Consider the following 26,214-nt stretch of genomic DNA (forward strand, 5'->3'; position numbering starts at 1 on the left):
CAATCTCCTCCTTCTTTTCATAAATAAATGAATAATATACAAAATTAGCCACAAAATAGCACTATATTACACAATCAAAGAGGGCATACATATGATTTGGAATTGGTTACGTAAAAAGAAAAAATCAAATTCAACAGAAACAACAGAAGCAGATAATACTCCGAAACAGCAATCTAGTAATCAAGAGGATGAAAACAAAGAACAGACTAGAAGTATAAAACACAGTGCAGGTAAAAATAGTGAACAAAAAAAATCTGAGCAAAATGATTCTTCTCAAGAGACACAGCAAGGTTCTAAACAGGATGATTCTTCTCAAAAGAAACAGCAAGATTCTAAACAAGACGATTCTTCCAAAGAGAAACAGCAAAGTTCTAAACAAGAGGATAATTCTCAAGACAAACAACAAAATTCTAAGCAAGATGATACTTCTCAAAACAAGCATCAAAACTCTAAGCAAGATGATAATTCTCAAGACAAACAGCAAAACTCTAAGCAAGATGATAATTCTCAAGACAAACAGCAAAATTCTAAGCAAGATGATAATTCTCAAGACAAACAGCAAAATTCTAAGCAAGATGATAATTCTCAAAACAAGCATCAAAATTCTAAGCAAGATGATAATTCTCAAAACAAGCATCAAAACTCTAAGCAAGATGATAATTCTCAAGACAAACGGCAAAATTCTAAGCAAGATGATAATTCTCAAAACAAACAGCAAAGCCAAAGCTCAGGAAGTAACAGCATTTATGACTTTAGCAAACCAGAAAATGACCATATTCATTCTCTACAAGATTTAATAGAGAAGCTTAAAAAGTCTAGTGATTTTATTAATTATCATACATCTGATGATGAAACGATGCCTTATTGGATTTCTTACTATCGTCCTTCACTTGATGGAGAGAAATTACAAAAATATTTAATGCCTACTCTAATGGAACGTCCTTCCGCTCCATTAGAAGAATTAAAAGAACATATTCCAATGAGTGGTATAACGATTACGAACGATTTACAAAAAATTGAGGACATGGTTTTGAAGGGACATGCGATTATCCAATTGAACCAGCAAGATCAAAAGTGCATGCTTGCAAACATTGCAATTGATAATTATCGTGCGCCAACTCCTCCTTTAAACGAATCGACTGTTATCGGTCCTCAAGAAGGTTTCGTAGAAGATATTGATACGAATATTAATTTAGTTCGAAAACGTCTTCCTGTTTTAGATTTACAAACAAAAGAAATGATTATCGGTGAGTTTTCCAAAACAAAAGTTGTCATGATGTATTTAGACAACCTCGCTGAAAAAGATAATGTAGATTTTCTCGAGGAGTCATTACGTGCTCTTGAATATGATCAAATTAATGATAGTGCTTATATACAAGAACTAATGGGTGAAAAGTCGATTTTCCCTCTCTATATCAATACAGAACGTACTGATAGAGTTACAAAAGCACTTATTGATGGAAAAATTGCTATTTTTGTGGATGGTTCTCCAAGTGTTCTACTAACACCTGTATCCTATTTCGATTTTTTCATTTCACCAGAAGACTATAACGTCTCTTGGCTATACGCTACATTTTCTCGCATTTTACGCCTTATCGCTGTTCTATTTTCAATCTGTGCTACGCCTTTATATGTTGCAGTTTTAAATTATCATTATGAACTTATTCCAAGTGATTTACTTGAAACTTTGATTTTATCAAGGGCACAAGTACCTTTCCCACCTTTAATTGAAGCACTCTTTTTAGAACTCGCAATCGATTTATTGAGAGAGGCTGGCGCGAGGTTACCGATGAAAGTCGGTCAAACGCTCGGTATTGTAGGCGGTATCGTAATCGGACAAGCATCTGTACAAGCTGGTTTAACAAGTAACATTTTATTAATTATCGTTGCCTTATCAGCACTTGCTTCCTTTATTACACCTATTTATAAAATGGGTAATGCTGTTCGTTTACTACGCTTCCCGTTTCTCATATTTGCAGAAATAGGAGGACTCTTCGGTATTTCTCTTGGATTTATGTTTTTATTTACTCATCTATTTAGACTTACTTCTTTACGTAAGCCATACGCTTTGTTTTACCCGACAAGACAACAATCTGTTAAAGATTCTTGGATTCGTTTTCCCTTAACAATGATTGATACAAGGGATGTACAAGCAAGACCACAACATGTAAAAAAAGCATCAAAAGGGATTTCAACAAAACATAGATCGGATTTTGATGATTAAGGAATGAGGTACATTGATGAGTAAAGTTCAAGAAAAATATCAAATATCTCCTGTCTTTGTTTTCTTCTTAATTCACGGTGCACAGTTTGGAGCTGGCGTTCTCGGATTCGCTCGAATTATTGCGAAAGCTGCTGGATACGACGGCTGGATAGGGGTTCTACTCACAGGAATATGTATCCATATCCTTATATGGATGATGTATTTTTTATTAAAAGAAACAAACGGGAATTTAATTGACTTACATCGGCAAACATTTGGAAAGTGGCTAGGGAATGGCTTTAATATCATCTTTACAGCCTATTTTTTAATCGTCAGTATTTCCGTCATTCGAACATATGTTGAAATTATTCAAGTGTGGATGTTCCCTACCGCTTCCACCTTTATGTTAACACTCTTTTTATGCCTAGTTAGTTATTACATTATTTCTTCTGGCTTCCGTGTCATTACTGGTATTTGCGTCATCTCTGTTGGTGGTACACTAGGATATTTAATTCTTAGCCTATTCGTTTTGAAATACTCACATTGGACGAATTTACTACCTATTTTCACACATTCTTTTTCAGATATTTTAAAATCCGCCCATGTGTCAATCTACAGTATGACAGGATTTGAAGTTTATCTCATGATTTATCCGTTTGTAAAAAATCCGAAGCAGTCTCATAAATACGCTCAATACGGGGCACTATTTTCAAACCTTCTATATTTATTTAGCACCCTTTTAGCCTTTGCATTTTTTAGCGAGAAACAATTGTTAAAAACGATATGGTCGCAACTTTCTATGACCCAAGTCATTCAATTACCCTTCATAGAAAGACTAGAATATATTGCAATCTCAGGCTATGCACTTGTTATTATTACAAGCTTTATCCTTCCCTTATGGGCGTCAATGAGAGCAACGCATGAAATATTCCGTGTAAAACAAAGAGGTGTTTTAATCGCTTTTATCATTATCACTCTCATTGTTTCACAACTTTTAACAAACAGACACGATATTAATAATTTTATTAGTAATGCATCAAAAATTAGTTTTTGGCTCATTTATGTATACATCCCAATCCTATTTATTATTGTGTGGGTGAAAAGAAAATGGAAAAAATCAAAAGCAAATTAATACTTATTTCTTGTATAGCACTTTTTAGTTTAACTGGATGTTTACAAAAAAATATTATCGATGATGTACAACTTATTCAAGGAACCGTTTTTGATACAGCAAAGAATAATAAAGTAAAAGTAACATTCGTTTGTCCCATTCAGAAAAAAGGAAATAAAGTTCAAGTTTTTGAAGGCAGCGCAAATGCGGTAAAACAAGTAAAAGCAGACACATCTTTAGAATCTTCTCAACCATTTGCTAGCGGACAAATGCGTGTTGCTCTATATACTATACGACTTGCAAAAAAAGGAATGTCTACTTCATTCGATACATTACTTCGAGATGTGAATATAGGGAACGCTTTATATGTTGCTTTACTTGAAGGTAATGGTACTGAACTTTTAAAAGGGAAATATACGACTTCATACAACGTTGCAATTTATATGAAAAAATTGTTAGAGCATAACATGGAAACTGGTCCTTTACCAACGGATAATCTGCATGTAGGAGCATTCCGTTATTATCAAGAAGGGCAAGACTACTATATTCCAATTTTAAAGAAACATGGTGATAAAATAAAAATCACCGGAATTGGTCTTTTTAAAAAGGATAAATATATCGATAAAATTGCGGAAAAAGATATGTTCATATTTAAAGGACTATTAGAGAAACATAAATTAGATTCACATGAATTTAAAACAGATTCTGCGTACGTAATGATTAATAATATTCGTTCTGTTCCAACTTACGATATAAAGATTAAAAACGGAAAGCCTTCTTTTTTCATTCACGTTCATCTTGATGCACGTATTCAAGAACTATCGAAGCAAATTAACTTAGAAAATAACAAGAACACAAAAAACATTGAAAAAAATGTACAAAAACAATTAGATACACAAGCTGCTAAATTAATTAAGCAGTTTAAATCTTTAGGCGTCGATCCCCTCGGACTAGGAGCAAAATATAAACAACATTATCGCCCATTCAAATTAGAAGAGTGGAAAAAAATGTACAAAGATGTCCCTGTTAACGTAAAATACACCGTAAATATTACAAATTCTGGTGTAATTGAATGAGAAATGATTGAACTCCTCTCTCCAGCATGATACAACGGAAAGAGGAGTTTTTATTTTAGATAGATAGAGAAGATATTTATGGGGGAGCTTATGTCTAAAAAATTAGTAAAGCCTATTTTAAATGGCATTTTATTTCTCGGCGTCTTTTTATTTGCTCATACATACTTAAAAAATGTTTCCTTCACACGTTATTTACTTGTAGTTATACCAATGCTACTCATCGGAATATTTGGCATCGATCTTATTTTATCCGTTTTAATTAAGAAAGAAGAATAACGAGCGAACATCTTATTTCTCATAAGATGTTCTTTTTATTTAATAACTACCTTATGTTACAATAAAGTGAAACTTTAATCAGTGGGGATTTTGTCCATTCCCCACTGATTATTAGCCTTCACCAATCGGGCTTTTACGGGCAGTTATCTCCCACCTCACTTCCTCGCATTTGCGACTTTTGAGGTGGGAGTCTTACTGCCCGTTAATGCGGGATAAAATTCGGCATAACGTAAGAAAGGATGAAACAACATGACAAACGAAAAAGGTTTAGATAAAGGATACGAACTTGTTGCAAAAATGCATGAAGAATTCGGACATCCTGTGACAAATACTCCAATAAAACTAACAGAAGAGCGTGCAAAAATTCGTGCTAGCTTTATGCAAGAAGAGCTAGAAGAATTTCTAGAAGCAACGACTGTTGAAGATCAATATGATGCACTGATTGACCTTATTTACTTTGCATTCGGAACGTTTGCAGAAATGGGCGTACGTCCAGATAAAGGATTCGAAATTGTAAACAATGCTAACATGGCAAAACTATTCCCTGATGGAAAGCCTCGATTCCGCGAGGGCGACGGCAAAATTATGAAACCAGAAGGATGGCAAGCACCGGAACCACAACTTCGTGCGGAAATCGAACGCCAACGTCAAGAGGCAGAAAAAAACTGCTAGGATCTCCTAGCAGTTTTTTATTATGTCTTTTTTCCTTTGGTCTATTAATGACCCACGTGTCCCGCGTGTCCTGCTGCTCCTGCAGTACCAGCTGCTGCTCCTGCTGCCGTCCCTGCTCCAATTCCACCTCCCCAAGGCTGTTGTTGCTGCTGATACTGTTGGTATTGTTGTTGACCCTGATGCTGTTGTTGACCTTGATGATGCTGTTGACCTTGATGATGCTGTTGGCCTTGATGATGCTGTTGGCCTTGGTGATGGTGTTGACCTTGGTGATGGTGTTGACCTTGGTGATGATGTTGACCTTGGTGATGATGTTGGCCTTGGTGATGGTGTTGGTGTTGGCCTTGGTGATGGTGTTGACCTTGATGAGTTTGATAAAGGACAGCCTGCGGGTGAATTTGATGATGACCTTGGTGATGTACTTGTTGTTGATGGTGGCCGTGGTGTTGATGATGCCCATGATGACCGTGGTGTTGATGCTGGCCTTGGTGACCATGATGACCATGATGACCATGGTGTTGATGCTGGCCTTGGTGACCATGATGATGAGTTTGATAAAGGACAGCCTGCGGATGAATTTGATGATGACCATGATGATGTACTTGTTGTTGATGATGACCGTGATGCTCATGATGTACATGCTGACCGTGATGGCCGTGATGCTCATGATGTACATGCTGACCGTGATGACCGTGATGTACATGCTGACCGTGATGACCGTGATGCTCATGATGCACATGATGACCGTGAACACCTTGAGGGAAGCCGCCGATTCCACCAGCTACAACACCAACGCCTGGTACAGGGAATCCTGTTTGTACGCCTCCAACGAAAGATGGAAATGTAGTTGGCATACCTACAGGCACTCCTCCTTGTGTACCTCCTACTAGTGCCGGAAATCCTGTTTGCACTCCAGCTACTGATGTTGGGAATCCTGTTTGTACACCCGCCACTGACGTCGGAAATCCTCCAGCTGCTCCTCCCATCCAACTTGGAATTCCGCCATATCCGTGTTGACCATCTCCTCCCATGAACATCATTTGTCCATAACTATCCGATCCACCTCCGAAGAAGCCATGTGGTGCATTATTGTCCATCCCTTTCATTCCTTTCACCTCTTCTGTTCAATTTAACCTACCTTTTTTATCATATTTTCTATAGAAGAATAGGTGTTTGTCTATATGGGAATTCCGCGCCTTTTTCTTCGTTCTTCATTCATGATAAACTAAATTAACTGATTATTTTTTCAAAGGAGGCGTTTTCGTTGGAGAACGTAGCAAAAGCTTCCATCGACGATTTAGATTCAATCTTACATATAGATGTTGATGTAATCGGAGACGATAGTAGACGAGATTATATTAAACACGCTATTGATGAAGGAACCTGCATCATTGCAAAAGAGGACAATTCCATTTCTGGTTTTCTAACATACGATACAAATTTCTTTGGTTATACTTTCCTCTCATTAATCATTGTTTCGCCAACGAAAAGAAGACAAGGTCATGCAAGCTCATTAATCTCATATATGTTAAGACATTCTCCTACTCAAAAAATATTTTCTTCAGCGAATAAATCGAATACAAATATGCAAAAAGTCTTTAAAGCAAATGGATTTATGCGTAGTGGAATGATCGAAAACTTAGATGAAGGTGATCCTGAGCTTATTTTTCACGCAAAAAAGCTCAGAGCATAAACGCTCTGAGCTTTTATTAATAATTAATTAGTTTGCAACAACGTTAACAAGTTTTCCAGGAACAACAATTACTTTACGAACTGTTTTCCCTTCAATTTGTTCTTTGATTGCCTCAAGTGCAAGTTGTTCCATTTCTTCTTTTGATGCGTCTTTACTCATTGTTAGTTTTGTGCGAACTTTGCCCATAATTTGAACAACGATTTCAACTTCATCTTCTACAAGTTTAGACTCATCAAATGTTGGCCAGCTTGCATATGTGATTGTTTCACTGTATCCAAGTTTGCTCCATAGTTCTTCCCCGATGTGAGGTGCAACTGGTGCAATCATTTTTACGAAACCTTCTACATATTCTTTCGGAAGTGTTTCAGCTTTGTATGCATCGTTGATGAATACCATCATTTGAGAAATCGCTGTGTTGAAGCGAAGCTCTGCATAGTCTTCTGTTACTTTCTTCACTGTTTGGTGGTAAGCTTTTTCAAGATCTTTGTTTGGTGCATCAGTAATTTTCTCACTTAATTCACCGTTCTCTTGAATGAATAGGCGCCATACGCGGTCTAGGAAGCGACGAGCTCCGTCAAGACCATTTTCAGACCAAGCGATTGAAGCATCTAATGGTCCCATGAACATTTCGTATAGACGAAGTGTATCTGCACCATGGCTTGCTACGATATCATCAGGATTTACAACGTTACCTTTTGATTTACTCATTTTCTCGTTGTTTTCACCTAAGATCATACCTTGGTTGAATAATTGTTGGAACGGTTCTTTCGTTGGAACTACACCGATATCATATAATACTTTATGCCAGAAACGAGCATATAGTAAGTGAAGTACTGCGTGCTCTGCTCCGCCGATATAAATATCAACCGGAAGCCATTGTTTTACTTTTTCAGGGTCTACAAGTGCTTCGCTGTTGTTTGGATCGATGTAGCGTAGGTAGTACCAGCAGCTACCAGCCCATTGCGGCATTGTATTTGTTTCACGACGACCTTTTTTACCAGTTTCAGGATCGACAACATTGACCCACTCTTCAATGTTTGCAAGTGGTGATTCACCTGTACCTGAAGGACGAATATTCTCTGTTTTCGGAAGAACTAATGGTAATTCTTCTTCTTTCACAGCTGTCATTGTACCATCTTCCCAGTGGATTACTGGAATTGGCTCACCCCAGTAACGTTGGCGACTAAATAACCAGTCACGTAGACGGTACGTTACTTTTTGATTTCCTGCGCTTGTTACTTCAAGCCACTCAATCATTTTTACAATTGCTTCTTCTTTATTTAAACCATCAAGGAATGCTGAGTTTACGTGCGCACCATCACCTGTATATGCTTCTTTCGAAATGTCTCCGCCTTTTACAACTTCCTTCATTGGAAGATTGAACGTTGATGCGAATTCATAGTCACGCTCATCGTGAGCTGGAACTGCCATTACAGCACCTGTTCCGTAAGTTGCAAGTACATAATCAGCGATCCAGATTGGTAATTTCTCACCGTTTACTGGGTTAACTGCGTAAGCACCAGTGAATACACCAGTTTTCTCTTTCGCAAGTTCTGTACGCTCTAAATCACTCTTCATTTTTACAGAATTAATGTAAGCTTCTACAGCTTCTTTTTGTTCTGGTGTTGTAATTTCTGCAACAAGTGCATGTTCCGGAGCAAGTACACAGTATGTTGCACCAAATAGTGTATCAGGACGCGTTGTGAAAACTGTGAACTTCTCATCTGTACCGTCGATGTTGAAGTGTACTTCTGCACCTTCAGAACGACCGATCCAGTTACGTTGCATGTCTTTTAAGCTTTCTGGCCAATTAAGCTCATCTAGATCTTCTAATAGACGATCTCCGTAAGCTGTAATTTTTAACATCCACTGTCTCATCGGACGACGCTCAACTGGATGTCCACCGCGCTCACTCTTACCGTCAATGATTTCTTCGTTTGCAAGTACTGTACCAAGTGCAGGGCACCAGTTTACAGGTACTTCATCAACGTAAGCTAAACCTTTTTCAAATAGTTTTAGGAAGATCCATTGTGTCCACTTGTAGTAGGTTGGATCTGTTGTATTTACTTCACGATCCCAATCGTAAGAGAAGCCTAATGCTTTAATTTGATTACGGAACGTATTAATATTAAGCTCTGTAAATTCAGCCGGGCTGTTCCCAGTATCAAGTGCATATTGCTCTGCTGGAAGACCGAATGCATCCCATCCCATTGGATGAAGAACGTTATATCCTTGCATACGCTTCATACGAGATAAAATATCTGTCGCTGTATAACCTTCTGGATGACCTACGTGCAAGCCTGCACCTGATGGATATGGGAACATATCTAGTGCATAAAATTTTGGTTTTTCTGTTTCATCTGGCGTACGGAATGTTTTATTCTCTTCCCAATGCCCTTGCCACTTCTTCTCAATTTCTTGATGATTAAAGCTCATGAGATACCCTCCTTGAAATTCTATTTATTTTCACCGCCCAAAATACAAAAAACCTCTCATCCCTAGAAAGGGACGAGAGGTTATAGATTCCCGCGGTACCACCCTAAATTAATGTAATAAATACATTCGCTTAGATCCGTAACGTGGATTAACGGCAATTGCTACTAATGATTTCACAACTGCAACTCAAAGGCGAGTTCATAACGAAACGTGGATTGACTTGCACCGACCGTCAACTCTCTAAACCAGCTTCTATTACTACTACTCCTTCTCACTGTTATTACAAATATGAGTTAATGTGAACTACCCACCACTTAGTATCTCTTAAGAGCTTACTTGAAGCGGGGGGCTTCTCGGTTAATCGTTACTCTTGCTAACTAACGAATTCGTCTTAGGACAGCCGAGCTAACTCCCTTGTTCCAAAGGATATTTTATTACTATTTATTTAAATATATTCTAAAACATGTTGCATGTTCCGTCAAACTAAACTGCAATTTTTTCTTCAACTGTTTCTTCTACTTTTACTCGTCTATCATAAATACTCGTTGCTATAAGCGCTACTACAAGCATTACCATGATCGCAATAAACAATACTTCCATATTGTATAAGTCAACAATCGCTCCGCCAACGACCGGTCCGAACATTTTCCCTACAGTCGCTGCGCTATTTACAACACCTTGATAAAATCCTAGCTTATCTTTCGGTGCAAGTATATTTGCGATGGTCGGAACTGCCGGCCATACGAATAATTCACCAATTGTTAATGTCACCATCGCAACGAGAAACATCGTAAATTGCTGCGCTTGACTTAAAACAATAAACGACGCCGCAAAAATGATAATTCCAATCATAATTTGTTGTTTTAAAGAACGCTTCATCCAGCGAATTAACATACTAACAAGTGGCTGCGCACAAACAATCATCGCTCCGTTTATCGTCCATAATAAACTATAATGGCGGAGGCTAATATCTAATTCTCGCATATGAGTCGCAATTGCCCCTTGCCACTGTACGTATGTAACCCAGCATAAAGCATATGCTACACATACGATTAGAAGCGCTTTGAAGCCAGGTGTAAGTGACCAACCTTTTTTCGTTTCGGCTTCTTTTTGTACCTCTTGCTCTTTTTTTGCTTCCATACCACGAAATCCAATAAACGCAATTAAGAAGAAAATAAAATATAAAATAAAGTTCGCTAAGAAAATATAATCAAAACGATAAGACGCAACTAATCCACCGCACGCTGTTCCAATCGCAATCCCAACGTTTTGTCCAACATACATTGCATTGAACGCTCGTCTCCCGCCTTCTGGCCAAACCGTACCGACCATCGCATACATCGATGGAAACACCATTCCAGAACCGAATCCGATTAATGCTAGCCACACAACATATAATGGCCAACCATGGAAAAATACAAGACCTAAAATCGATACAAGTGTAATGACAATCCCTACTAAAATTGATTTATAACCGCCCCATTTATCAAATAAAACACCGCCGAGCAAGTTTCCGATTACACCAGTAAGCGAGTTGATCATTAATACCATTCCGGCTACTGATAAAGATTTCCCTAAACTATCATGTAAGTAAATTGTATTAAAAGGCCATAAAAAAGAAGCACCCGTGACATTAATAATCATCCCAGCTACTAATAGCCATACTTTCCTTGGCATAGTCTCCCCTCCTATTCTCTTTTTTTCGTTCATATATATAACAGTAAAATTGTAGTCGTTTTTAAATAGGAAGGCAACTGATTAATAGTTGATGAAATTCAGATAATAGTACAAAGACGATTAGAATGTATTCTAATCGTCTTTGTACAATATTAATCTACAAATAATGGAATCGTTCCCTCGCGAAAGGTTATCCAACTTCCTTTTTACGTTTTGCACTTTCTTTAGCACTCCATTTAAATATTTTGTCTAGTAGAGAGTATATTCTCCCAGACTCCTTCGTTAATAATGGCCCTAACGACGCCAATATTAAAACATATAAAGCTGAGAATGGTTTAATCGTCGCCATTAAGCCACCCGCTATTCCAAGATTCGCGACAATAATGGAGAATTCCCCACGTGATATAAGTGTTAAACCGATATTCGTAGAAGCCTTATGCGATAACCCGGCTTTACGCCCTGCAATCATTCCAGCTGTAAAATTACCGATGAGAGTAATGAAAACTGCTCCTAATGCCAACCATACTGCTCCTCCAAGCGAAAACGGATCTATACTTAAACCGAAGCTGAAGAAAAATATAGCTCCAAAGAAATCACGAAACGGGACGACGAGATGCTCGATCCGGTCACTATGCTCTGTTTCTGAAAAGACGAGTCCTAACAATAAAGCCCCAATCGCTTCCGCAACATGAATTGTTTCTGAAAATCCTGCTACAAAGAATAAAATAGCGAATATTACGATAATAAAAATTTCGTTTGACGAAATATCTAATACTTTATTTAGAAACGGCGTAGCTTTTCTAGCGATTACAAAGAATAGGAGCATATACCCTACCGCGATTAACACCGATGTAAGAGCACCTACAAATGATGTTGCACCACCGAGTACTAACCCTGAAACGACTGATAAATATACAGCTAAAAAGATATCATCAAACATAATGATTCCTAATATTAATTCAGTCTCTTTATTACCAGATCTTCTTAAATCAACAATTACTTTTGCAACAATTGCACTCGATGAGATTGTAATAATTCCAGCAATAATTAACGTTTCTAATAAGGGGAAGCCCATAACATATCCATAAAGTAAACCTAATATGAAATTAAGCGATATATGAACACTACCCCCAAAAGCAATCGACTTTCCTGATTTAATTAATTTTTTTATTGAGAATTCTAAACCTAAATAGAATAAGAGGAATATGACGCCAACACGGCCGAGGAAGGAAATAACTTCTCCGCTTTCAATAAACCTTAAATCGATAAGTCCTAAATCTGGGGCATGAGGCCCCACTAACATACCGAGTATAATGAGAAACGGAATAATCGAGAACTTTAACTTTGCAGCGAGGATAGCTGCAAAAGCTACTAATACTAACGCAGTTCCAACTTCAAAGATTAAAGTATCCATCGATTAGGAATCACCTCCTGCTGAAAGCAATTCATTAATAATTCTTTTCACTTCATGTCTTTCACCCGACAATACGAGCATATCGCCAGCTTCAATAATAGAGTCTGGACCTGGATTAAAGAATTTCTTCATATTCTTTTTCAAAATAGCAATAATCGTTACGTTATATGTTTTTCTGACATGTAAGCTACCAATTGTTTGTTGTACTACTGGTGCATTATTCTCCACCTTAAACCATTCAATTGATAATCCTTCAAAAGCCATCTCAATTGTGTCTAGCGCTTGCGGCCTATATACCATTCCGCCTAATATAGCCGCAATTTGTCTCGCTTCAGAATCACGAAGAGAAATGCTTGAAATACTCTCATCATGATCCGCATCAAAATGGTACATTTCCCTTCTTCCATCATCATGAATAACAATAACCATTTTTTCATTACCTTTTGTTATCACTTCGAATTTACATCCAATGCCCGGTAGTTCACTCTCTCTAATATTCATATTCCCGCCTCCTAATTTTTTAGTTACGGCTCTTTCCTTTTACAAATCTACATCAATCTCTGTTTTAAACTTCTCATCTTTTGATATCCCTAAATACTTTAACGTTTCTGATGGAGTTGCGTGATGAAAATGCTTTTGCAATAGCGCAATCGCTATTCCTCTTTTGTACGCATGAAATCCAAATGTTTTTCGCATTGAATTCGTTCCAATCTTACCAAGTATCCCAACCGCTTCAGCTGCGCTATGGATAACACGATACGCTTGTTGGCGCGAGATTGAATTTGTCGTTTTATTAGATTGAAATACGTAGTTTTCTCTTTGAGCATCAATAGATTGTACGTACGCTAAAAGGGCTTCTTTTACTTTTGTATTTAAATAAATATCTTGTTTAAATTTTTCATCTTTCACAGGAAGAGAATAAAACTCTTTAACAGTCTTATCTTCATTTAATACCTCTTCAAATTTCATACTAAGTAGCTCAGTGATCTTTAATCCAGTGTTAATTCCAATAACAAATAAAAGATAATCTCGCTGCGAGTGCTCTTTTAAATACTTTTTCATAGCCTCAATTTGGCTTATATCTTTTAATGCCTCTACAACTTCCATACATGTATCTCCTCATCTTATGAACGGTAATTTTCTCATTATCCTGTCCATTTTACCTTATCATGCTATGAGATTTCCATGTATTATCCATTATTTTCACAATATACTCTTACGACAATTTTTCATTTGGAAATTTATGATTGTACAAATACGGTGTGGGTAGAAAAAATAGGGGGAGTACAAGTTCAGCTTCTTTCTACAGATCGGATTCCTCCTTTCATTTTTCGGTTGCTGATACTTTCATATTATGTTACTTATTTACATTATATTATATATTTCAGTAACATTAAAGTGTTTTTTCTGAAAATATAAAAAACCGAGCAGTTTCGCTCGGTTTTTCATTAATCTTCTTTCGGAAGAACAATTCCTTTATACAATTGAACTGTAATGAAGTAATAAATCGCATAAATAACTACGAAAATTACGATTGGTACCCAAATACGGAAGTAAGGATCCATTAAAATAAATCCGAAAATATTCATACCAACTAATACGTGAGCAATACCCACAATTGCCGGGAATAAGAATACTAAGAATAACTCTTTATAAATCGATTTCGTTAATAACTCACGGCGCACACCGATTTTGCGAAGCATTTGATAACGCGTAATATCTTTTGATGCACCAGAAAGAATTTTAAACATTAAACAACTTGCCATCATTGCTAAGAACGCAATTCCAAGGAAGAATCCCATAAATACTGTTCCACTCGCAATGCCGTAGAATCCATTGTAAGATTGATATTTACTATCTAATCTTTCAGCTTTTACATTTTTATATTTAACTAGCTGCAACTCGTCAAGTTTTTTCCATTCTTTTGTGTATGCTACAAAATCGTCTGTTTTTCCAGTAACTACGATTCCTTCTTTACCATTTACAGTATCGTACATTTTCTGATCTACAATTTTAATTGCATGATCTTCATATAGATAAAATGGCTGAATTGTTCTGAAAGCCTCGTTCCATTCTTCTGGAAGTTCTTTAGCACTCGCATCTTTTTCATTCATTTCTCTAGAAACTGCACCTACTGGCAGTTCCTCTGAAACTTTCTTTGTTTTTCCTAAATCCTTCATACTTTCCATCTGTTTTGTATCTTGTACGAAAGGAGGGTTTTTCTCTAAATCTTCTTTTACATAATAAACGTATTTATTATCAACTTTGTAACGATATTCGTTTTTTTCTTTAAATGTAATACCATCTAAAATTTTCTTTTCTTCAGCTGTTGGGTTATGAATAACTGAATCATATATTACTAAACCATCAACCATTTTTATAACGTTATTTTTAAACGCCATACCACCTGAAATTGCACCTGCTCCAAGAGCAACTAACATCGCTACCGTTGCAAGTACTTTCGTTAAGCTATTTATACGGAAATTTAATTGTGCAAACGTAAAAGCGTTAAGTCCTTTTTCACTACGTTTTTTATTACTCTTTAACTTTCTAATGATAACTGGGAGAAGTGATCCAAATAGCATGTAAGTACCCGTTGTTGTTGTAATTAATGCAATAAGGATTCCCATTTCTCTTAATTTTTCCATGTAAATCATTGATGCATAGCCAATTCCTAATAAAATAACAGCAAGGATTGCAACGACACCTGTCATTTTACCTTTTACTGCAACACGCTCTGTTTGTGCATCTGCATGTACAAGTTGCAGTACTGAAATACGTGATAACTTAATACTGTTCATAATTGCTGATAATACAAATAATGCAAAGAAGAAAATGCAAGTAACAGTCATAGATGGTAGATAAAATGCCTTATAGCCTTCACCAGCAAATTCTAATTGTTTCATTAATAACTGTCCGATACCTTCTGCAAGTCCTACACCAACTGTAAGTCCAATCGCAAGAGACGCAGCACCTAATACAATCGTTTCAATAAACATAAGTAATGTAACTTTATGCTTTTTTGCACCTAACATCATGTACATACCAAACTCTTTTTGACGAAGAGATAATAAGAAAGAGTTTGCATATAAAATGTAGAAGAACGTTATAATTGCTAATAAAAATGAACCTGCTTGGAATACGAACCCAATAGACTTAATAACAGAATTGGATTCGATAAACGCTTTATTCAGCGCTAACGTTTGGAACATATAAAAAATTGAAATCGACATGACAAGACCAACAAGTAAGACAATATAATCTTTCAGCTTACTCTTTAGCCCTGACATGGAAAGTTTAAATAACATGCCCTAGACCTCCCTTCTTACGCTTTTTGTGTGCCTAAGTCCGCAAGCACATCTAAAATTTCTTTATAAAATTCTTCACGCGTACCACCGCGGTGAATTTCTTTATATAGCTCACCATCTTGAATGAATAAAATACGCTGACAGTAACTTGCACTATATGGATCATGCGTAACCATCATAATAGATACGCCTTGTTCTTCATTTAAGTTTGTCATCGCATCAAGTAAACTTGCTGCATTTTTCGAATCAAGAGCTCCTGTTGGCTCGTCTCCTAAAATAATTGCCGGCTCATGCACTAGTGCACGCGCTGCTGCTGAACGTTGTTTCTGTCCACCGGATACTTCAGTTGGATACTTTTGAAGAATTTCTGTAATCCCTAACATAGCCGCTACTTTCTCTACTTTCGGTCCAATATTACGTGATGAAACACCTTGAAGTGAAAGTGGAAGTGCAATGTTCTCATAAATAGATAAGTTCTCTAATAAGTTGAAGTCTTGGAAAATGAATCCTAACTTTTGCGAACGGAAATCAGAAAGCTCACCTTGCTTCATTTTCGTAATGTCCGTACCCGCAATTTCAACAACGCCACCCGTTGCTTTATCAAGCGTTGAAATTACATTTAATAATGTCGTTTTACCAGAACCAGATGGTCCCATAATACCAACAAATTCACCCTCTTGAATTGAGAATGATACACCTTTTAACGCGTGTGATTGGTTCTCACCTTTTTTACCGTACACTTTTTGAACGTTTTTCACGTCTACAACTGGTTTCGTCATATATATCCTCCTACGCTTGTTTTTCCATTACCTATTTTGCGCCTTTTGGAGGTGAACTGCTATTTATTAACATTACAATTACCTTACACTTTTGTAAGAAAAAAAACTGAGCATGTAAGCTTAGTTTTTTCATTAGTAAATGCAATTTTATCAGCGATTTTTCAAATATATCGACTTACCGACAAAAGATGACAATAAAAATAGGCTGCTTCCCATGTGGAACAACCTATTTCCTACTCTTATTTCTTTAAAGGCGTTACCGTCCAATACGTAATAACACGCCAAATCCATTCTAATGGACCCATTTTAAAGATTTTCATCCAAATCACACTGAAAATAATTTGAATTGCATAAATTGCGATACACACATATAGCGTCTGCATGTACGTTAAGTTTCCTGCAAAATTAAATACACTGCCTGCAATTAAAATCATTGCAGTTTGTCCAATATAATTTGTTAAAGCCATACGACCATAGTATTTCAGTGGCGCTAATAATGCTTGAACTGGTTTTAACTGAAGTAATAAAATTAATGCTCCTACATAGAAAGCTGAAATAATTGGTCCAACTGTAACACCAATTTTTAAAAACTGACCTGCAGCATCCATTGTTCCATCCTCAGTCATAAGTATCATATTTACAAATGGATTAGCAGGAACGTGCCCATATTGATACCATAAAGCTATCACACTTAAAACAAACATAACTCCTGTAAAAATAGCGACTTGCTTTATTTTCGCTGAAAGATTTTCAAATACTTTGTACTGTCCTGCAGCAAGACCTAATAAAATTAAACCTACAGGCAATAGTTCCTTAGCCGCCATAATACTAAAAACTATCGTAAGAATAAGACCGATTACTAAATTTATTTGCTTCTTCACTTTATAAAATGGTAAAGTGACTAATCCACAAATTGCGTATAACGCTAGTGCTTCTCCGGGCTGAAACATTTGATGAATTAAACCAAAAATAAATAGTGCAACTAAGCGGCGTAGAAATAGAACATATCCATTCTTCCCTTTCGCAATTGCTCTTGTAATGAAGATATAGAATCCTACTCCAAATAAGAATGAAAAGATTGAGAAGAAACGACCTTCTACAAATAAGTATAGAAATCTTTGATAACTTGCATCCACTGTATTAGGGTCTGGAACTTTAATATTAAGTAACGCCAAAATATTTACTAAAATAATCCCCAGTAATGCGAAGCCACGAATGTAATCTAACTCATCAATTCGTTTGTTTGTAATATTGTTCCCCATAATGCAACTCCTTGTCCTAAATTAAATCCTCCCTTACTCTACTGGAAAAATAAGCTTACAACTATCGACAAACCTTACAGGAATCTTACATTATTGTCATATAGCAAAATAAAACCAGGTCATATTGCGACCTGGTTTACTCTGATTGTTTTGATCTTTGCGGTTGTCCTTTTTTACTATTACGCTGTTTCACTTGCACAACCGGATCAAGCTCATTTGAAAACTCAGCGTTATGTCCATTTTGCGTTTTTTGCTCTGGATTATTTTGATCTGAACGTTTCGCCATTACATTCACTCCTTCTTAGTGCGGTGTAATAATCATTTGATGTTGCAATTGGCGAATTGCCATACGTGCTCTATTTAACTGCTCACGCTGCTCATCATTCGCATGTTGCTGCATAGTTTGTAAGTCGTTATATGCTTGTTCTAATTGTAACTGAGCATCCGAATACTCCATCGTATTGTAATGCTCTTGTCTCATGCCTTGGTCTAATTGTTCTTTCGCATATTCCACCGCTTGTTCTGCCTGTGTAATATACTCTTCAAGTGATTGACGCTCTGCCATAATTGTCCCTCCTTGCTTCAATTCCCCTTTAGTGTGTCCCTTCCATATGAACCTTATGAGTATGTTATAATGGATTTTGTTTCATCCCGCATTAACGGGCAGTAAGACCTCTACCTCAAAATTTGGATGAAACAAAAAAAGGTAGGTGGGAGCTCAACTGCCCGTAAACGCCCGATTCGTTCAGCTAATAATCAGTGGGGGGAACATCCCCCACTGATTAAAGTTTCACTTTATTTTGACTCGTCTTAGGAGGGAAAGTAATGAAGGTTCAAAACCCTTTTCCATATACAAACGACAATAAACGTTATCATACATGGAATTACCACTTACGAAATGAATTTGGTGAAAAAATCTTTAAAGTTTCATTAGATGCTGGCTTCGATTGCCCGAACCGTGACGGTACAGTTGCTTACGGTGGTTGCACGTTTTGTAGTGCTGCTGGATCTGGTGACTTCGCTGGTGATCGCCGCGATGATGTTATAACGCAGTATCATGAAATGAAAGAAAAAATGCGCTCAAAGTGGAAAGACGGAAAATGTATCGCTTATTTTCAGGCGTACACAAATACACATGCACCACTTGAAGTGTTAAAAGAAAAATTCGAACCGCTTCTAGCAGAAAAAGACGTTGTCGGTCTTTCTATCGCAACTCGTCCAGATTGTTTACCAGACGATGTCGTTGAATATTTAGCGGACTTAAATAAACGTACGTACCTTTGGGTTGAACTCGGACTACAAACTGTTCATGAACGTACTGCAAATCTTATTAACCGTGCTCACGATTATCCATCTTATGTGGAAGGCGTAAATAAATTACGCAAACACGGCATTAGAGTTTGCTCTCATATTATTAACGGTCTTCCCCTTGAAGATTACGACATGATGATGGAAACAACTCGTGAAGTAGCAAAGCTTGACGTACAAGGAATTAAAATTCATTTACTTCATTTATTAAAAGGTACGCCAATGGTAAAGCAATATGAAAAAGGTCAATTAGAATTCCTTTCTCTTGAAGATTACGTAAGTCTTGTTGTTGATCAACTTGAAATTATTCCAGAAGACGTAATTGTGCACCGCATCACAGGTGACGGTCCACCTGATTTAATGATCGGTCCAATGTGGAGCTTAAATAAATGGGAAGTATTAAATTCCATCGATGCAGAATTTGTACGCCGCGGAAGCTGGCAAGGAAAATATGCAAATGAGGAGAAACAAAAATGAAATTAGAACGTGTATTACCGTTTGCTCGCTCGCTGCTGCAAACGGCTGTTAAAGAAGGCGATTACGCAGTAGATGCAACGCTTGGCAATGGACATGACACTTGCTTCCTAGCTGAAATCATTGGAGATAACGGCAAAGTATTTGGATTTGATATTCAAAAAGAAGCAATCGAAAGTTCTACTATCCGCCTGAAAGAAAAAGAACTTTTCGAACGTACTGTTTTAGTTCATGGTAGTCACGATACACTCTTATCCGTATTACCAGAAGATGCAAAAGGAAAAGTAACAGGCGCAATTTTCAACTTAGGTTACCTTCCAGGCGGTGACAAGCATATCGTCACAAAACCGAACTCAACAATCTCAGCGATCGAACAACTATTAGACGTAATGGCACCCGAAGGTATCATCGTCCTTGTCATTTATCACGGACACCCAGAAGGACAAGTAGAACGCGACGCTGTTCTCACATTTGCAGAAGAACTAGATCAAAAAGAAGCTCACGTTTTGCGATACGGCTTCATTAACCAGCAAAATAACCCACCATTTATTGTGGCGATTGAGAAGCGATAAAGTGAAACTTTAATCAGTGAGGTTTACTGTCCGGCAAATAGCGGGATAATTATATCAACGATTTTTCAAATATATCGATCATTCGACAAAACATAACAAAAAAAGACGTGCATTCATTGCACGTCTTTTTCTTATTCTCCTATATAATGGATGTATACAATATTTGAAGAAAGAAGGATAGAACTTTGCTAGTAGAACTAAGGGGAATTCAAAAGAAGTATGGCAAATCACTTATACTAGACAACATCGATTTATCCATTCCAGAAGGAGAAGCACTCGCTATTATTGGTGGGAACGGGACTGGAAAAAGTACTTTACTCAAAATAATTGCAGGCTTTATTCCACCTACGGCAGGGACACTTCAAAGAAAAGAACATATACAAATCGGTTATGTCCCTGAACATTTTCCTGAAGGAATTCGTTTTACATTAGAGGATTATTTATATCATCTCGGCCACATTCACGGTTTATCAACAAAATATTTAAGAAATAAAATTCCGATGCTCCTTGAATCTTTTCATCTACATCATGCAAAGCATTACGTTGTACGAAACTTTTCAAAAGGTATGAAACAAAAAACAGGCATTATGCAAGCATTACTTACGGACGTCCATTTATTAATTCTAGATGAACCTCTTTCTGGGCTCGATCCTAACTCTCAGCAAGAATTAGAGCATATTTTACTCTCATTAAAACAACAAGGCATATCTATACTCTTCACATGTCACGAAAAACAACTACTAGAAAACTTCGCCGATAGAATTGTGACATTAGCAAATCATACAATTGCGGAAGATACCTCTGTGCAAAAATCAACAGAACAGGTCTATATTGAGGCAATTGTTCACGAAACATTTTCATCTATAGAACTACAAAAGCAATCAGGATTTATACAAGTTACACACAATTCAAATCAAAACCTCATTCAATTACAAATCGAAAAGGAATATACAAACGAAATGCTTCAGTTTTTATTACATAAAAAAGCATCTATCACACTGCTACAGCCTAATTTTTAAATCGAAAGAAGGTTTATTATGTTTGCGCTTATTCGTTACCATTTTCTCGACTACACAAAGTCGTATAAGTACATTCCTCCTATTGCGATGTACTGCATAAGCTTACTTTTTGTATATACATATAAACCAACTCCCATTGTACCGACATACTTAGAAACAGCACTCGCACTTTATTTATTATCTGCCTGGATTACAGTCACAATTTTTCATACTGAAGATCCTGTACAAGAACAAATCACTATTTCACATACAAATAATATTTCGGCATTATACGTTGGTAAATATGTTACGGCTCTTCTTATTTGTACTGTTTTATCTTTTATATCCGTAATCTATCCAATTATTTTGCAAATGTTTAATGAAAAAATGACAGCTTCTTTATTTCTAGTCGGATTTCTCGCTCACATGTCTTTATCTATACTAGGAATTTCAATCGCAACATTATTTACTAGAAATATTATTCAAAAAGCAAGCACCGCTTGGCTTAGTCTTACATTTATATTACTTATGACGATTGCCTCAATCCGGTTAAAAAAAGAGTTACTATGGTTTTTACCACCTGTCAAAAGCTTTATAATGCTTGGACAATACAAATATAATATACTTACTCATACTCTATGGCTTACAGCTTGGGCTATCGTATATTCATTTTTATTACTTACTTTATTTCTTTTTCTCGTTCGCAGAAAACGTTTTTGATTACATATTAAAGGGGACTAAACAATGATTGGAATACTAGCAGGAATGGGTCCAAAATCAACCGGACCATTCGTCGATACAGTTGTAGCAGAGTGCCAAACAATATATGGAGCAAAGCATGATATAGACTTTCCTCATATGATGATTTATTCGTGCCCAACACCGTTTTATATGGATCGCCCTATTGATCATGCGGCGATGAAAAAAGCGATTATTGAAGGAGCGCAAAAACTTGAAAGTACTGGTGTAGATTTCATCGCAATGCCATGTAATACAGCGCATCTTTATTTCGAGGAATTACAACGTTCTATTACCATTCCTATTTTGAATATAGTCGATGAGACGTTAAAAGCAATTCCTGAAAATACAAAAAGAGTCGCTCTTCTTGCAACAGAAGCAACTGTTCAAGCAGGTATTTACCAAGACGGGATTACAAAACGTAATATAGAGTACATTCATAATGAACAATGGCAAGAAATGATTAATCAAATTATTACTTGTATTAAAGGCGGAGAAATTGAGGAAGCTCGTAAATTATGGAGTCTGCTCGTTTTACAGTTAAAAGACGAAGTAGATACCGCTATTATCGCATGTACCGATTTGAATGTGGTGGTTAGTGAGGACTTTGTTGATTCCGCTCAATGTCTTGCGAAAGCAGTTGTTAGGATCTATGCATCAAATATAAAAAAGTCTTCATAAACATAGAACACATCCTTTTTAAAATGTGTTTTATGTTTGATAAAAACAACCAAAACTTTTAACTTTTTTCACAATTCTTTCAAAGTAATCACACTTAATCTCGCTATATTAAATAAGTAGTTTATTCATATAGGGAAGGTTAGGGGAACTGAAGTATGAAACAAAATCGTTCGCTTCATTACATTTTTTGGCGTTGGCATTTTTATGCCGGGCTTTTTATTACGCCGCTTCTTATTACTTTGTCACTGAGCGGAATTGGGTATTTATTTCGGGAAGAAGTTGAAGATTTCATCTATAAAGATTTATATTTTGGGAAGAGCGCCCAAACAGAATCTATTTCGATGGCTGATTCGCTTTTCTTAACAGAGAAAAAATATCCACATTATAGTGTGGCGAAAATTAGTGAGTTTAATGGGGATTATAATACGAGACTTACCATTGCTAATGAATATACAGGAAAGCAAAAATTTGTGTATTTAGATAGCAATAATCAAATTGTTGGGGATCAAAATGCAACTGAAACATTTGCCAATATAATGCGGGAATTACATAGTTCCCTTTTAGTCGGTGGCACTGTCGTCAATTATATTGTAGAACTTGCAGCGTGCTGGACAATCTTTTTAATTGTAACCGGGTTGTATATGAGTATACGCCAATTCAAAAACACACCAGCATCCAATAAGCGAGAAAAGGCAAAACGACGTCATTCTATTATCGGTATTATATTTACAATTCCTCTCGTTCTTTTAGTTGCATCAGGTTTACCTTGGTCAGGATTTATGGGTAACCAAATTTATAAAATCGCAGCGTCGAATGAATCAATCGGATATCCGAAATTGTATATGGCACCACCTGAATCAAAGGTAAAAGAATTACCCTGGGCAACAAGAAAAGAAGCTCCTCCGGAATCAAACTCAAATGAACCAAAAGCAATTTCAGTTGATGAATTACAAAAAGGAATTGAAATAAAGAAGCCATACGTTATCTCACTACCGACTGATCCGAAAGGTGTATTCACTGTTTCGAAATCAAGCGGTTCCGGTATTACGGGTATGGATGTGGCACCAAATGAAGAAATAACAGCTTACTTTGATCAATATAGCGGAGAACTCATTTCGAAAACGGACTATCGTGATTATGGATTATTTGCACAATGGTTCACTTACGGTATCCCGCTTCACGAAGGACATTTATTCGGATGGCCAAATAAAATATTATGCTTACTAACGACGTTATCTTTATTACTTCTTATTTATTACGGAGTAAAAATGTGGTTAGCAAGAAGGCCGAAAGGAAAATTAGCAGCACCTCCTAAGCAAAGAGATAAGAAAAGCACATTCGTTTTCTTTATCATGATGGTTATACTAGGCGCTGTCATGCCTTTATTCGGACTATCTGTTTTAGTTATTTTCGCGATTGAACTTCTCATATATGTATTTTCAAAAATACGATCATAGTAAAAAGGGACAGTCCAAAAAATCTAATTTTGGACTGTCCCTTTTTCATTATTGAGCAAAATTGCAACAGCACATGAAATTATATCGACTTAACTACAAAATACGATAATAGGAGCAACCTATTAATAGGAAAAAACCATCCCAAAATACCTTTTGAGATGGTCTCTTCATCACTGCGCCATTTTCTTTCGGTACATCTTCCCGTTCCAATAGAAGAATCGTGAAGTAAGCCCTCCGTATTTTACAATGCGCCGTGCCATTTTGTTCATATTCTTTTGCGCTGATACTTTTTGGTCTGATAAGTAAATACCAAGTAATCCTCGGCTTATGAGACGATGAAACTTCGCATGAGGCAAATCACCAATGCTCTTCTCTGCTTCTTCTACAAAATGTTTCATACGATCTAATATAGCTTGCTCGTTTTCATAATAACTACAGAAATTCAAATCTCCTCCGATACGGTCTTCTTCTTGATCGATGAAATAATCAAGTAAAATGTGAAGTCCTTGTACGTATGGAAAATACCCTTGTCTAATTTTCACAATATCTTCTTCATGTAACTCATCATGAAATGCATATGCTACAAGACAGAAAATTCCAAGCGTAGAACCTGCACATGCTGAAAACTCAAACCAACTCATCGGTGGTAAATTTTCTTTATGCGCTTCAAACCATGTTTTTAAGCGTGGTTCTCTTTCTTCTAACTTCACGTGTTTATGAATTTGCAAATCACAATAATAACAAGCAAGTTCATGAAGAATTGGAGCAATTTTATCATAATGCTTCGTTTTCTTTAAAACGTCCTGACATGTTTCAACAAGCTCATCTAAATAACCACCATCATCTTGATCATCACGATAACGATAATAGTTACCGCCCCCTTCAACTTCAGGGCTTAATGCCATTACCATCGACTCATGAAGAGCCGCAAAGTCTTTCGGGTCAAGTGATGTACTACGATCACATAAATTATCTAAATAGTCGCTAATCGTTTGATAAGCTACGATAAAACGAATACATTCCTCACGATGTTCATTTGCTAGTAGCGCTAAAATACCACCGCCTTCACAATGAAACGTTTTATTTTCAATACTTGCGATCGCTTGACTATGAAGCTCGTCATTCGGAATATGGTAGGCACGCTCTTTCCACATCGCTAGCTCATGGTGTACAACCGGAAACACATCACGGTATACTTTGGCCATGAGCGTTATGGGATTACTCGGTACGTTCACTTCTTCCTTCATCTCCTCTATTAAATGTACAAATAATAATTTATTTGTTTGTTTCTACTATATTATTGACACGTATTTCAGTAAATGACTGAATATAATTCAAAATTTCATCACGCTCATACTCATTTAATAACTCATGATAACAATTAGGCCACTCCTTATATGCCTTATCACTAATTTTAACATTATCAAACCATGTACGGACACGTGTTTTATCTACAAGTTTATCCTCACACGCCTGCATTAGCAAGAGCGGAACATCTGGAAAATCATCTATTTTCTCATGAGCAATCTCGATAGACTTAATCAATTCACTATACCAACGTACTGATACTTTACGCAAGAACAATGAATCATTCTCCATCGCATCCCTCACTTCATGATTACGAGTTGACATTTCTACAGTGAGATTTGTTGCAAATTGCAATTTTGGAGCAACGACATTTAATATTTTTGAAGCAGCACGAAGCGAAGCGGAAGGTGCAGCTAATACTCCTAAACAAGGTGAGCTTAGTACAATCCCATCTATGTCCTCTCTTTTCGTTTCTTGCATCATACGAATAACGACAAGTCCTCCCATACTATGACCAAATAAAAAAATAGGCAATCTATATTTCCTTGCTTCTTTCACCCATAACTTTATTTCCTTTATGTATTCATCAAATGAGTCGATATGTCCTCTATTTCTTGAAGTGGTTCCGTGTGCTGGAAGATCGCCCATAACGACGTGATAACCGATATGATTCCACATTTCTGCAACTGCTTCATAACGCCCATGATATTCCATGGCACCATGTACGATAATAATGACGGCTTTCGCTTCCTCCGCTTCATAGTTCCACAT

At 36.7% G+C, this 26,214-nt stretch carries 25 protein-coding genes and 1 other annotated feature; of the genes, 12 read left to right on the forward strand and 13 right to left on the reverse strand.

The window, feature by feature from the left end; genetic code table 11:
• Window positions 1–91 precede the first annotated feature (91 nt).
• From MR155_RS16460 to MR155_RS16480, 5 genes are all read left to right on the forward strand, one after another.
• A complete protein-coding gene (locus tag MR155_RS16460) occupies window positions 92–2,224 on the forward strand; it encodes a spore germination protein (RefSeq protein WP_242310564.1) in 2,133 nt (710 codons plus the stop codon).
• Between the two features lie 16 nt (window positions 2,225–2,240).
• Complete coding sequence (locus tag MR155_RS16465) at window positions 2,241–3,335, forward strand: spore germination protein (RefSeq protein WP_242310566.1); 1,095 nt, start codon at window positions 2,241–2,243, stop codon at window positions 3,333–3,335.
• Window positions 3,311–4,390, forward strand: a complete 1,080-nt coding sequence (gerHC, locus tag MR155_RS16470) for a spore germination protein GerHC (RefSeq protein WP_242248961.1) — start codon at window positions 3,311–3,313, stop codon at window positions 4,388–4,390. Before MR155_RS16465 ends, gerHC begins: the two co-directional genes overlap by 25 nt.
• Before the next feature lie 90 nt (window positions 4,391–4,480).
• Window positions 4,481–4,666, forward strand: coding sequence for a hypothetical protein (locus tag MR155_RS16475; RefSeq protein WP_002089083.1), 186 nt, complete (start codon window positions 4,481–4,483; stop codon window positions 4,664–4,666).
• A gap of 249 nt (window positions 4,667–4,915) precedes the next feature.
• The gene (locus tag MR155_RS16480; protein ID WP_219301210.1) at window positions 4,916–5,338 is read left to right on the forward strand and encodes a pyrophosphohydrolase domain-containing protein; all 423 of its coding nucleotides are present in this window, start codon (window positions 4,916–4,918) and stop codon (window positions 5,336–5,338) included.
• A 44-nt stretch (window positions 5,339–5,382) separates the two neighbouring features.
• Here MR155_RS16480 and MR155_RS16485 read toward each other — a convergent pair whose 3' ends face one another.
• A complete protein-coding gene (locus MR155_RS16485; RefSeq protein WP_242310568.1) occupies window positions 5,383–6,444 on the reverse strand; it encodes a VrrB protein in 1,062 nt (353 codons plus the stop codon).
• A 158-nt stretch (window positions 6,445–6,602) separates the two neighbouring features.
• On the opposite strand from MR155_RS16485, the gene MR155_RS16490 reads away from it, so the two are divergent.
• Complete coding sequence (locus tag MR155_RS16490) at window positions 6,603–7,031, forward strand: GNAT family N-acetyltransferase (protein ID WP_242310570.1); 429 nt, start codon at window positions 6,603–6,605, stop codon at window positions 7,029–7,031.
• Between the two features lie 27 nt (window positions 7,032–7,058).
• Here the strand turns inward: MR155_RS16490 and leuS are convergent, their stop codons facing one another.
• From leuS to MR155_RS16540, 10 genes are all read right to left on the reverse strand, one after another.
• Window positions 7,059–9,467 (reverse strand): leucine--tRNA ligase, encoded by a 2,409-nt coding sequence (gene leuS / locus MR155_RS16495; RefSeq protein ID WP_219301207.1) that lies wholly within the window; start codon window positions 9,465–9,467, stop codon window positions 7,059–7,061.
• Window positions 9,468–9,532: 65 nt separating this feature from the next.
• Window positions 9,533–9,751 (reverse strand) — a binding site (T-box leader).
• Window positions 9,752–9,950: 199 nt separating this feature from the next.
• Complete coding sequence (locus MR155_RS16500) at window positions 9,951–11,144, reverse strand: MDR family MFS transporter (RefSeq protein ID WP_098636412.1); 1,194 nt, start codon at window positions 11,142–11,144, stop codon at window positions 9,951–9,953.
• A 190-nt stretch (window positions 11,145–11,334) separates the two neighbouring features.
• A complete protein-coding gene (locus MR155_RS16505; protein ID WP_002167528.1) occupies window positions 11,335–12,558 on the reverse strand; it encodes a cation:proton antiporter in 1,224 nt (407 codons plus the stop codon).
• 3 nt (window positions 12,559–12,561) lie between these two features.
• Entirely contained in the window at window positions 12,562–13,059 is a 498-nt protein-coding gene (locus tag MR155_RS16510) for a cation:proton antiporter regulatory subunit (protein WP_001026048.1), read from the reverse strand.
• 39 nt (window positions 13,060–13,098) lie between these two features.
• Complete coding sequence (locus MR155_RS16515; RefSeq protein WP_088040279.1) at window positions 13,099–13,665, reverse strand: tyrosine-type recombinase/integrase; 567 nt, start codon at window positions 13,663–13,665, stop codon at window positions 13,099–13,101.
• 341 nt (window positions 13,666–14,006) lie between these two features.
• A complete protein-coding gene (locus MR155_RS16520; protein ID WP_215576605.1) occupies window positions 14,007–15,866 on the reverse strand; it encodes an FtsX-like permease family protein in 1,860 nt (619 codons plus the stop codon).
• A gap of 17 nt (window positions 15,867–15,883) precedes the next feature.
• On the reverse strand, window positions 15,884–16,645 hold the full coding sequence (locus tag MR155_RS16525) for an ABC transporter ATP-binding protein (RefSeq protein WP_219301174.1): 762 nt from the start codon (window positions 16,643–16,645) through the stop codon (window positions 15,884–15,886).
• Window positions 16,646–16,884: 239 nt separating this feature from the next.
• Window positions 16,885–17,907, reverse strand: a complete 1,023-nt coding sequence (locus tag MR155_RS16530; protein ID WP_242310572.1) for a DUF418 domain-containing protein — start codon at window positions 17,905–17,907, stop codon at window positions 16,885–16,887.
• A 136-nt stretch (window positions 17,908–18,043) separates the two neighbouring features.
• The gene (locus tag MR155_RS16535) at window positions 18,044–18,193 is read right to left on the reverse strand and encodes a hypothetical protein (protein WP_001129345.1); all 150 of its coding nucleotides are present in this window, start codon (window positions 18,191–18,193) and stop codon (window positions 18,044–18,046) included.
• 15 nt (window positions 18,194–18,208) lie between these two features.
• The gene (locus tag MR155_RS16540; RefSeq protein WP_002089099.1) at window positions 18,209–18,472 is read right to left on the reverse strand and encodes a YtzC family protein; all 264 of its coding nucleotides are present in this window, start codon (window positions 18,470–18,472) and stop codon (window positions 18,209–18,211) included.
• Between the two features lie 260 nt (window positions 18,473–18,732).
• On the opposite strand from MR155_RS16540, the gene mnmL reads away from it, so the two are divergent.
• The 6 genes from mnmL to MR155_RS16570 all read left to right on the forward strand — a co-directional run bounded on the left by mnmL (window position 18,733) and on the right by MR155_RS16570 (window position 24,135).
• Window positions 18,733–19,692 (forward strand): tRNA modification radical SAM protein MnmL/YtqA, encoded by a 960-nt coding sequence (gene mnmL, locus MR155_RS16545; protein WP_002034421.1) that lies wholly within the window; start codon window positions 18,733–18,735, stop codon window positions 19,690–19,692.
• Window positions 19,689–20,261, forward strand: a complete 573-nt coding sequence (gene mnmM, locus MR155_RS16550; RefSeq protein WP_242310574.1) for a tRNA 5-(aminomethyl)-2-thiouridylate-methyltransferase MnmM — start codon at window positions 19,689–19,691, stop codon at window positions 20,259–20,261. Before mnmL ends, mnmM begins: the two co-directional genes overlap by 4 nt.
• Window positions 20,262–20,446: 185 nt before the next feature.
• Window positions 20,447–21,280, forward strand: a complete 834-nt coding sequence (locus MR155_RS16555) for an ABC transporter ATP-binding protein (protein ID WP_002015688.1) — start codon at window positions 20,447–20,449, stop codon at window positions 21,278–21,280.
• 18 nt (window positions 21,281–21,298) lie between these two features.
• Window positions 21,299–21,979, forward strand: a complete 681-nt coding sequence (locus MR155_RS16560; protein WP_002138725.1) for a hypothetical protein — start codon at window positions 21,299–21,301, stop codon at window positions 21,977–21,979.
• 24 nt (window positions 21,980–22,003) lie between these two features.
• Window positions 22,004–22,678 carry an aspartate/glutamate racemase family protein gene (locus MR155_RS16565; RefSeq protein ID WP_219301171.1) on the forward strand — a complete coding sequence of 225 codons (675 nt, stop codon included), beginning with the start codon at window positions 22,004–22,006 and terminating at the stop codon, window positions 22,676–22,678.
• A 155-nt stretch (window positions 22,679–22,833) separates the two neighbouring features.
• Complete coding sequence (locus tag MR155_RS16570; RefSeq protein ID WP_219301170.1) at window positions 22,834–24,135, forward strand: PepSY-associated TM helix domain-containing protein; 1,302 nt, start codon at window positions 22,834–22,836, stop codon at window positions 24,133–24,135.
• A 170-nt stretch (window positions 24,136–24,305) separates the two neighbouring features.
• Here MR155_RS16570 and MR155_RS16575 read toward each other — a convergent pair whose 3' ends face one another.
• Both MR155_RS16575 and MR155_RS16580 read right to left on the reverse strand, forming a co-directional pair.
• A complete protein-coding gene (locus MR155_RS16575) occupies window positions 24,306–25,370 on the reverse strand; it encodes a tetraprenyl-beta-curcumene synthase family protein (RefSeq protein ID WP_002138728.1) in 1,065 nt (354 codons plus the stop codon).
• Window positions 25,371–25,410: 40 nt separating this feature from the next.
• The gene (locus tag MR155_RS16580; RefSeq protein WP_002089108.1) at window positions 25,411–26,214 is read right to left on the reverse strand and encodes an alpha/beta hydrolase; all 804 of its coding nucleotides are present in this window, start codon (window positions 26,212–26,214) and stop codon (window positions 25,411–25,413) included.

Source organism: Bacillus cereus group sp. BfR-BA-01331 (assembly GCF_022663915.1).
In the GTDB taxonomy this organism is placed as follows: Bacteria; Bacillota; Bacilli; order Bacillales; family Bacillaceae_G; genus Bacillus_A; species Bacillus_A mycoides.

Coding starts and splice junctions, on each gene's coding strand:
- MR155_RS16500 (WP_098636412.1), bottom strand. CDS start 11,144: ATGCCAAGGAAAGTATGGCTATTAGTAGCTGGGATGATTATTAATGTC.
- MR155_RS16525 (WP_219301174.1), bottom strand. CDS start 16,645: ATGACGAAACCAGTTGTAGACGTGAAAAACGTTCAAAAAGTGTACGGT.
- MR155_RS16570 (WP_219301170.1), top strand. CDS start 22,834: ATGAAACAAAATCGTTCGCTTCATTACATTTTTTGGCGTTGGCATTTT.
- MR155_RS16540 (WP_002089099.1), bottom strand. CDS start 18,472: ATGGCAGAGCGTCAATCACTTGAAGAGTATATTACACAGGCAGAACAA.
- MR155_RS16580 (WP_002089108.1), bottom strand. CDS start 26,214: ATGTGGAACTATGAAGCGGAGGAAGCGAAAGCCGTCATTATTATCGTA.
- MR155_RS16465 (WP_242310566.1), top strand. CDS start 2,241: ATGAGTAAAGTTCAAGAAAAATATCAAATATCTCCTGTCTTTGTTTTC.
- MR155_RS16505 (WP_002167528.1), bottom strand. CDS start 12,558: ATGGATACTTTAATCTTTGAAGTTGGAACTGCGTTAGTATTAGTAGCT.
- MR155_RS16530 (WP_242310572.1), bottom strand. CDS start 17,907: ATGGGGAACAATATTACAAACAAACGAATTGATGAGTTAGATTACATT.
- MR155_RS16535 (WP_001129345.1), bottom strand. CDS start 18,193: ATGGCGAAACGTTCAGATCAAAATAATCCAGAGCAAAAAACGCAAAAT.
- MR155_RS16480 (WP_219301210.1), top strand. CDS start 4,916: ATGACAAACGAAAAAGGTTTAGATAAAGGATACGAACTTGTTGCAAAA.
- MR155_RS16560 (WP_002138725.1), top strand. CDS start 21,299: ATGTTTGCGCTTATTCGTTACCATTTTCTCGACTACACAAAGTCGTAT.
- MR155_RS16565 (WP_219301171.1), top strand. CDS start 22,004: ATGATTGGAATACTAGCAGGAATGGGTCCAAAATCAACCGGACCATTC.
- mnmL (WP_002034421.1), top strand. CDS start 18,733: ATGAAGGTTCAAAACCCTTTTCCATATACAAACGACAATAAACGTTAT.
- gerHC (WP_242248961.1), top strand. CDS start 3,311: ATGGAAAAAATCAAAAGCAAATTAATACTTATTTCTTGTATAGCACTT.
- MR155_RS16475 (WP_002089083.1), top strand. CDS start 4,481: ATGTCTAAAAAATTAGTAAAGCCTATTTTAAATGGCATTTTATTTCTC.
- MR155_RS16520 (WP_215576605.1), bottom strand. CDS start 15,866: ATGTTATTTAAACTTTCCATGTCAGGGCTAAAGAGTAAGCTGAAAGAT.
- MR155_RS16510 (WP_001026048.1), bottom strand. CDS start 13,059: ATGAATATTAGAGAGAGTGAACTACCGGGCATTGGATGTAAATTCGAA.
- MR155_RS16515 (WP_088040279.1), bottom strand. CDS start 13,665: ATGGAAGTTGTAGAGGCATTAAAAGATATAAGCCAAATTGAGGCTATG.
- mnmM (WP_242310574.1), top strand. CDS start 19,689: ATGAAATTAGAACGTGTATTACCGTTTGCTCGCTCGCTGCTGCAAACG.
- MR155_RS16460 (WP_242310564.1), top strand. CDS start 92: ATGATTTGGAATTGGTTACGTAAAAAGAAAAAATCAAATTCAACAGAA.
- MR155_RS16485 (WP_242310568.1), bottom strand. CDS start 6,444: ATGAAAGGGATGGACAATAATGCACCACATGGCTTCTTCGGAGGTGGA.
- leuS (WP_219301207.1), bottom strand. CDS start 9,467: ATGAGCTTTAATCATCAAGAAATTGAGAAGAAGTGGCAAGGGCATTGG.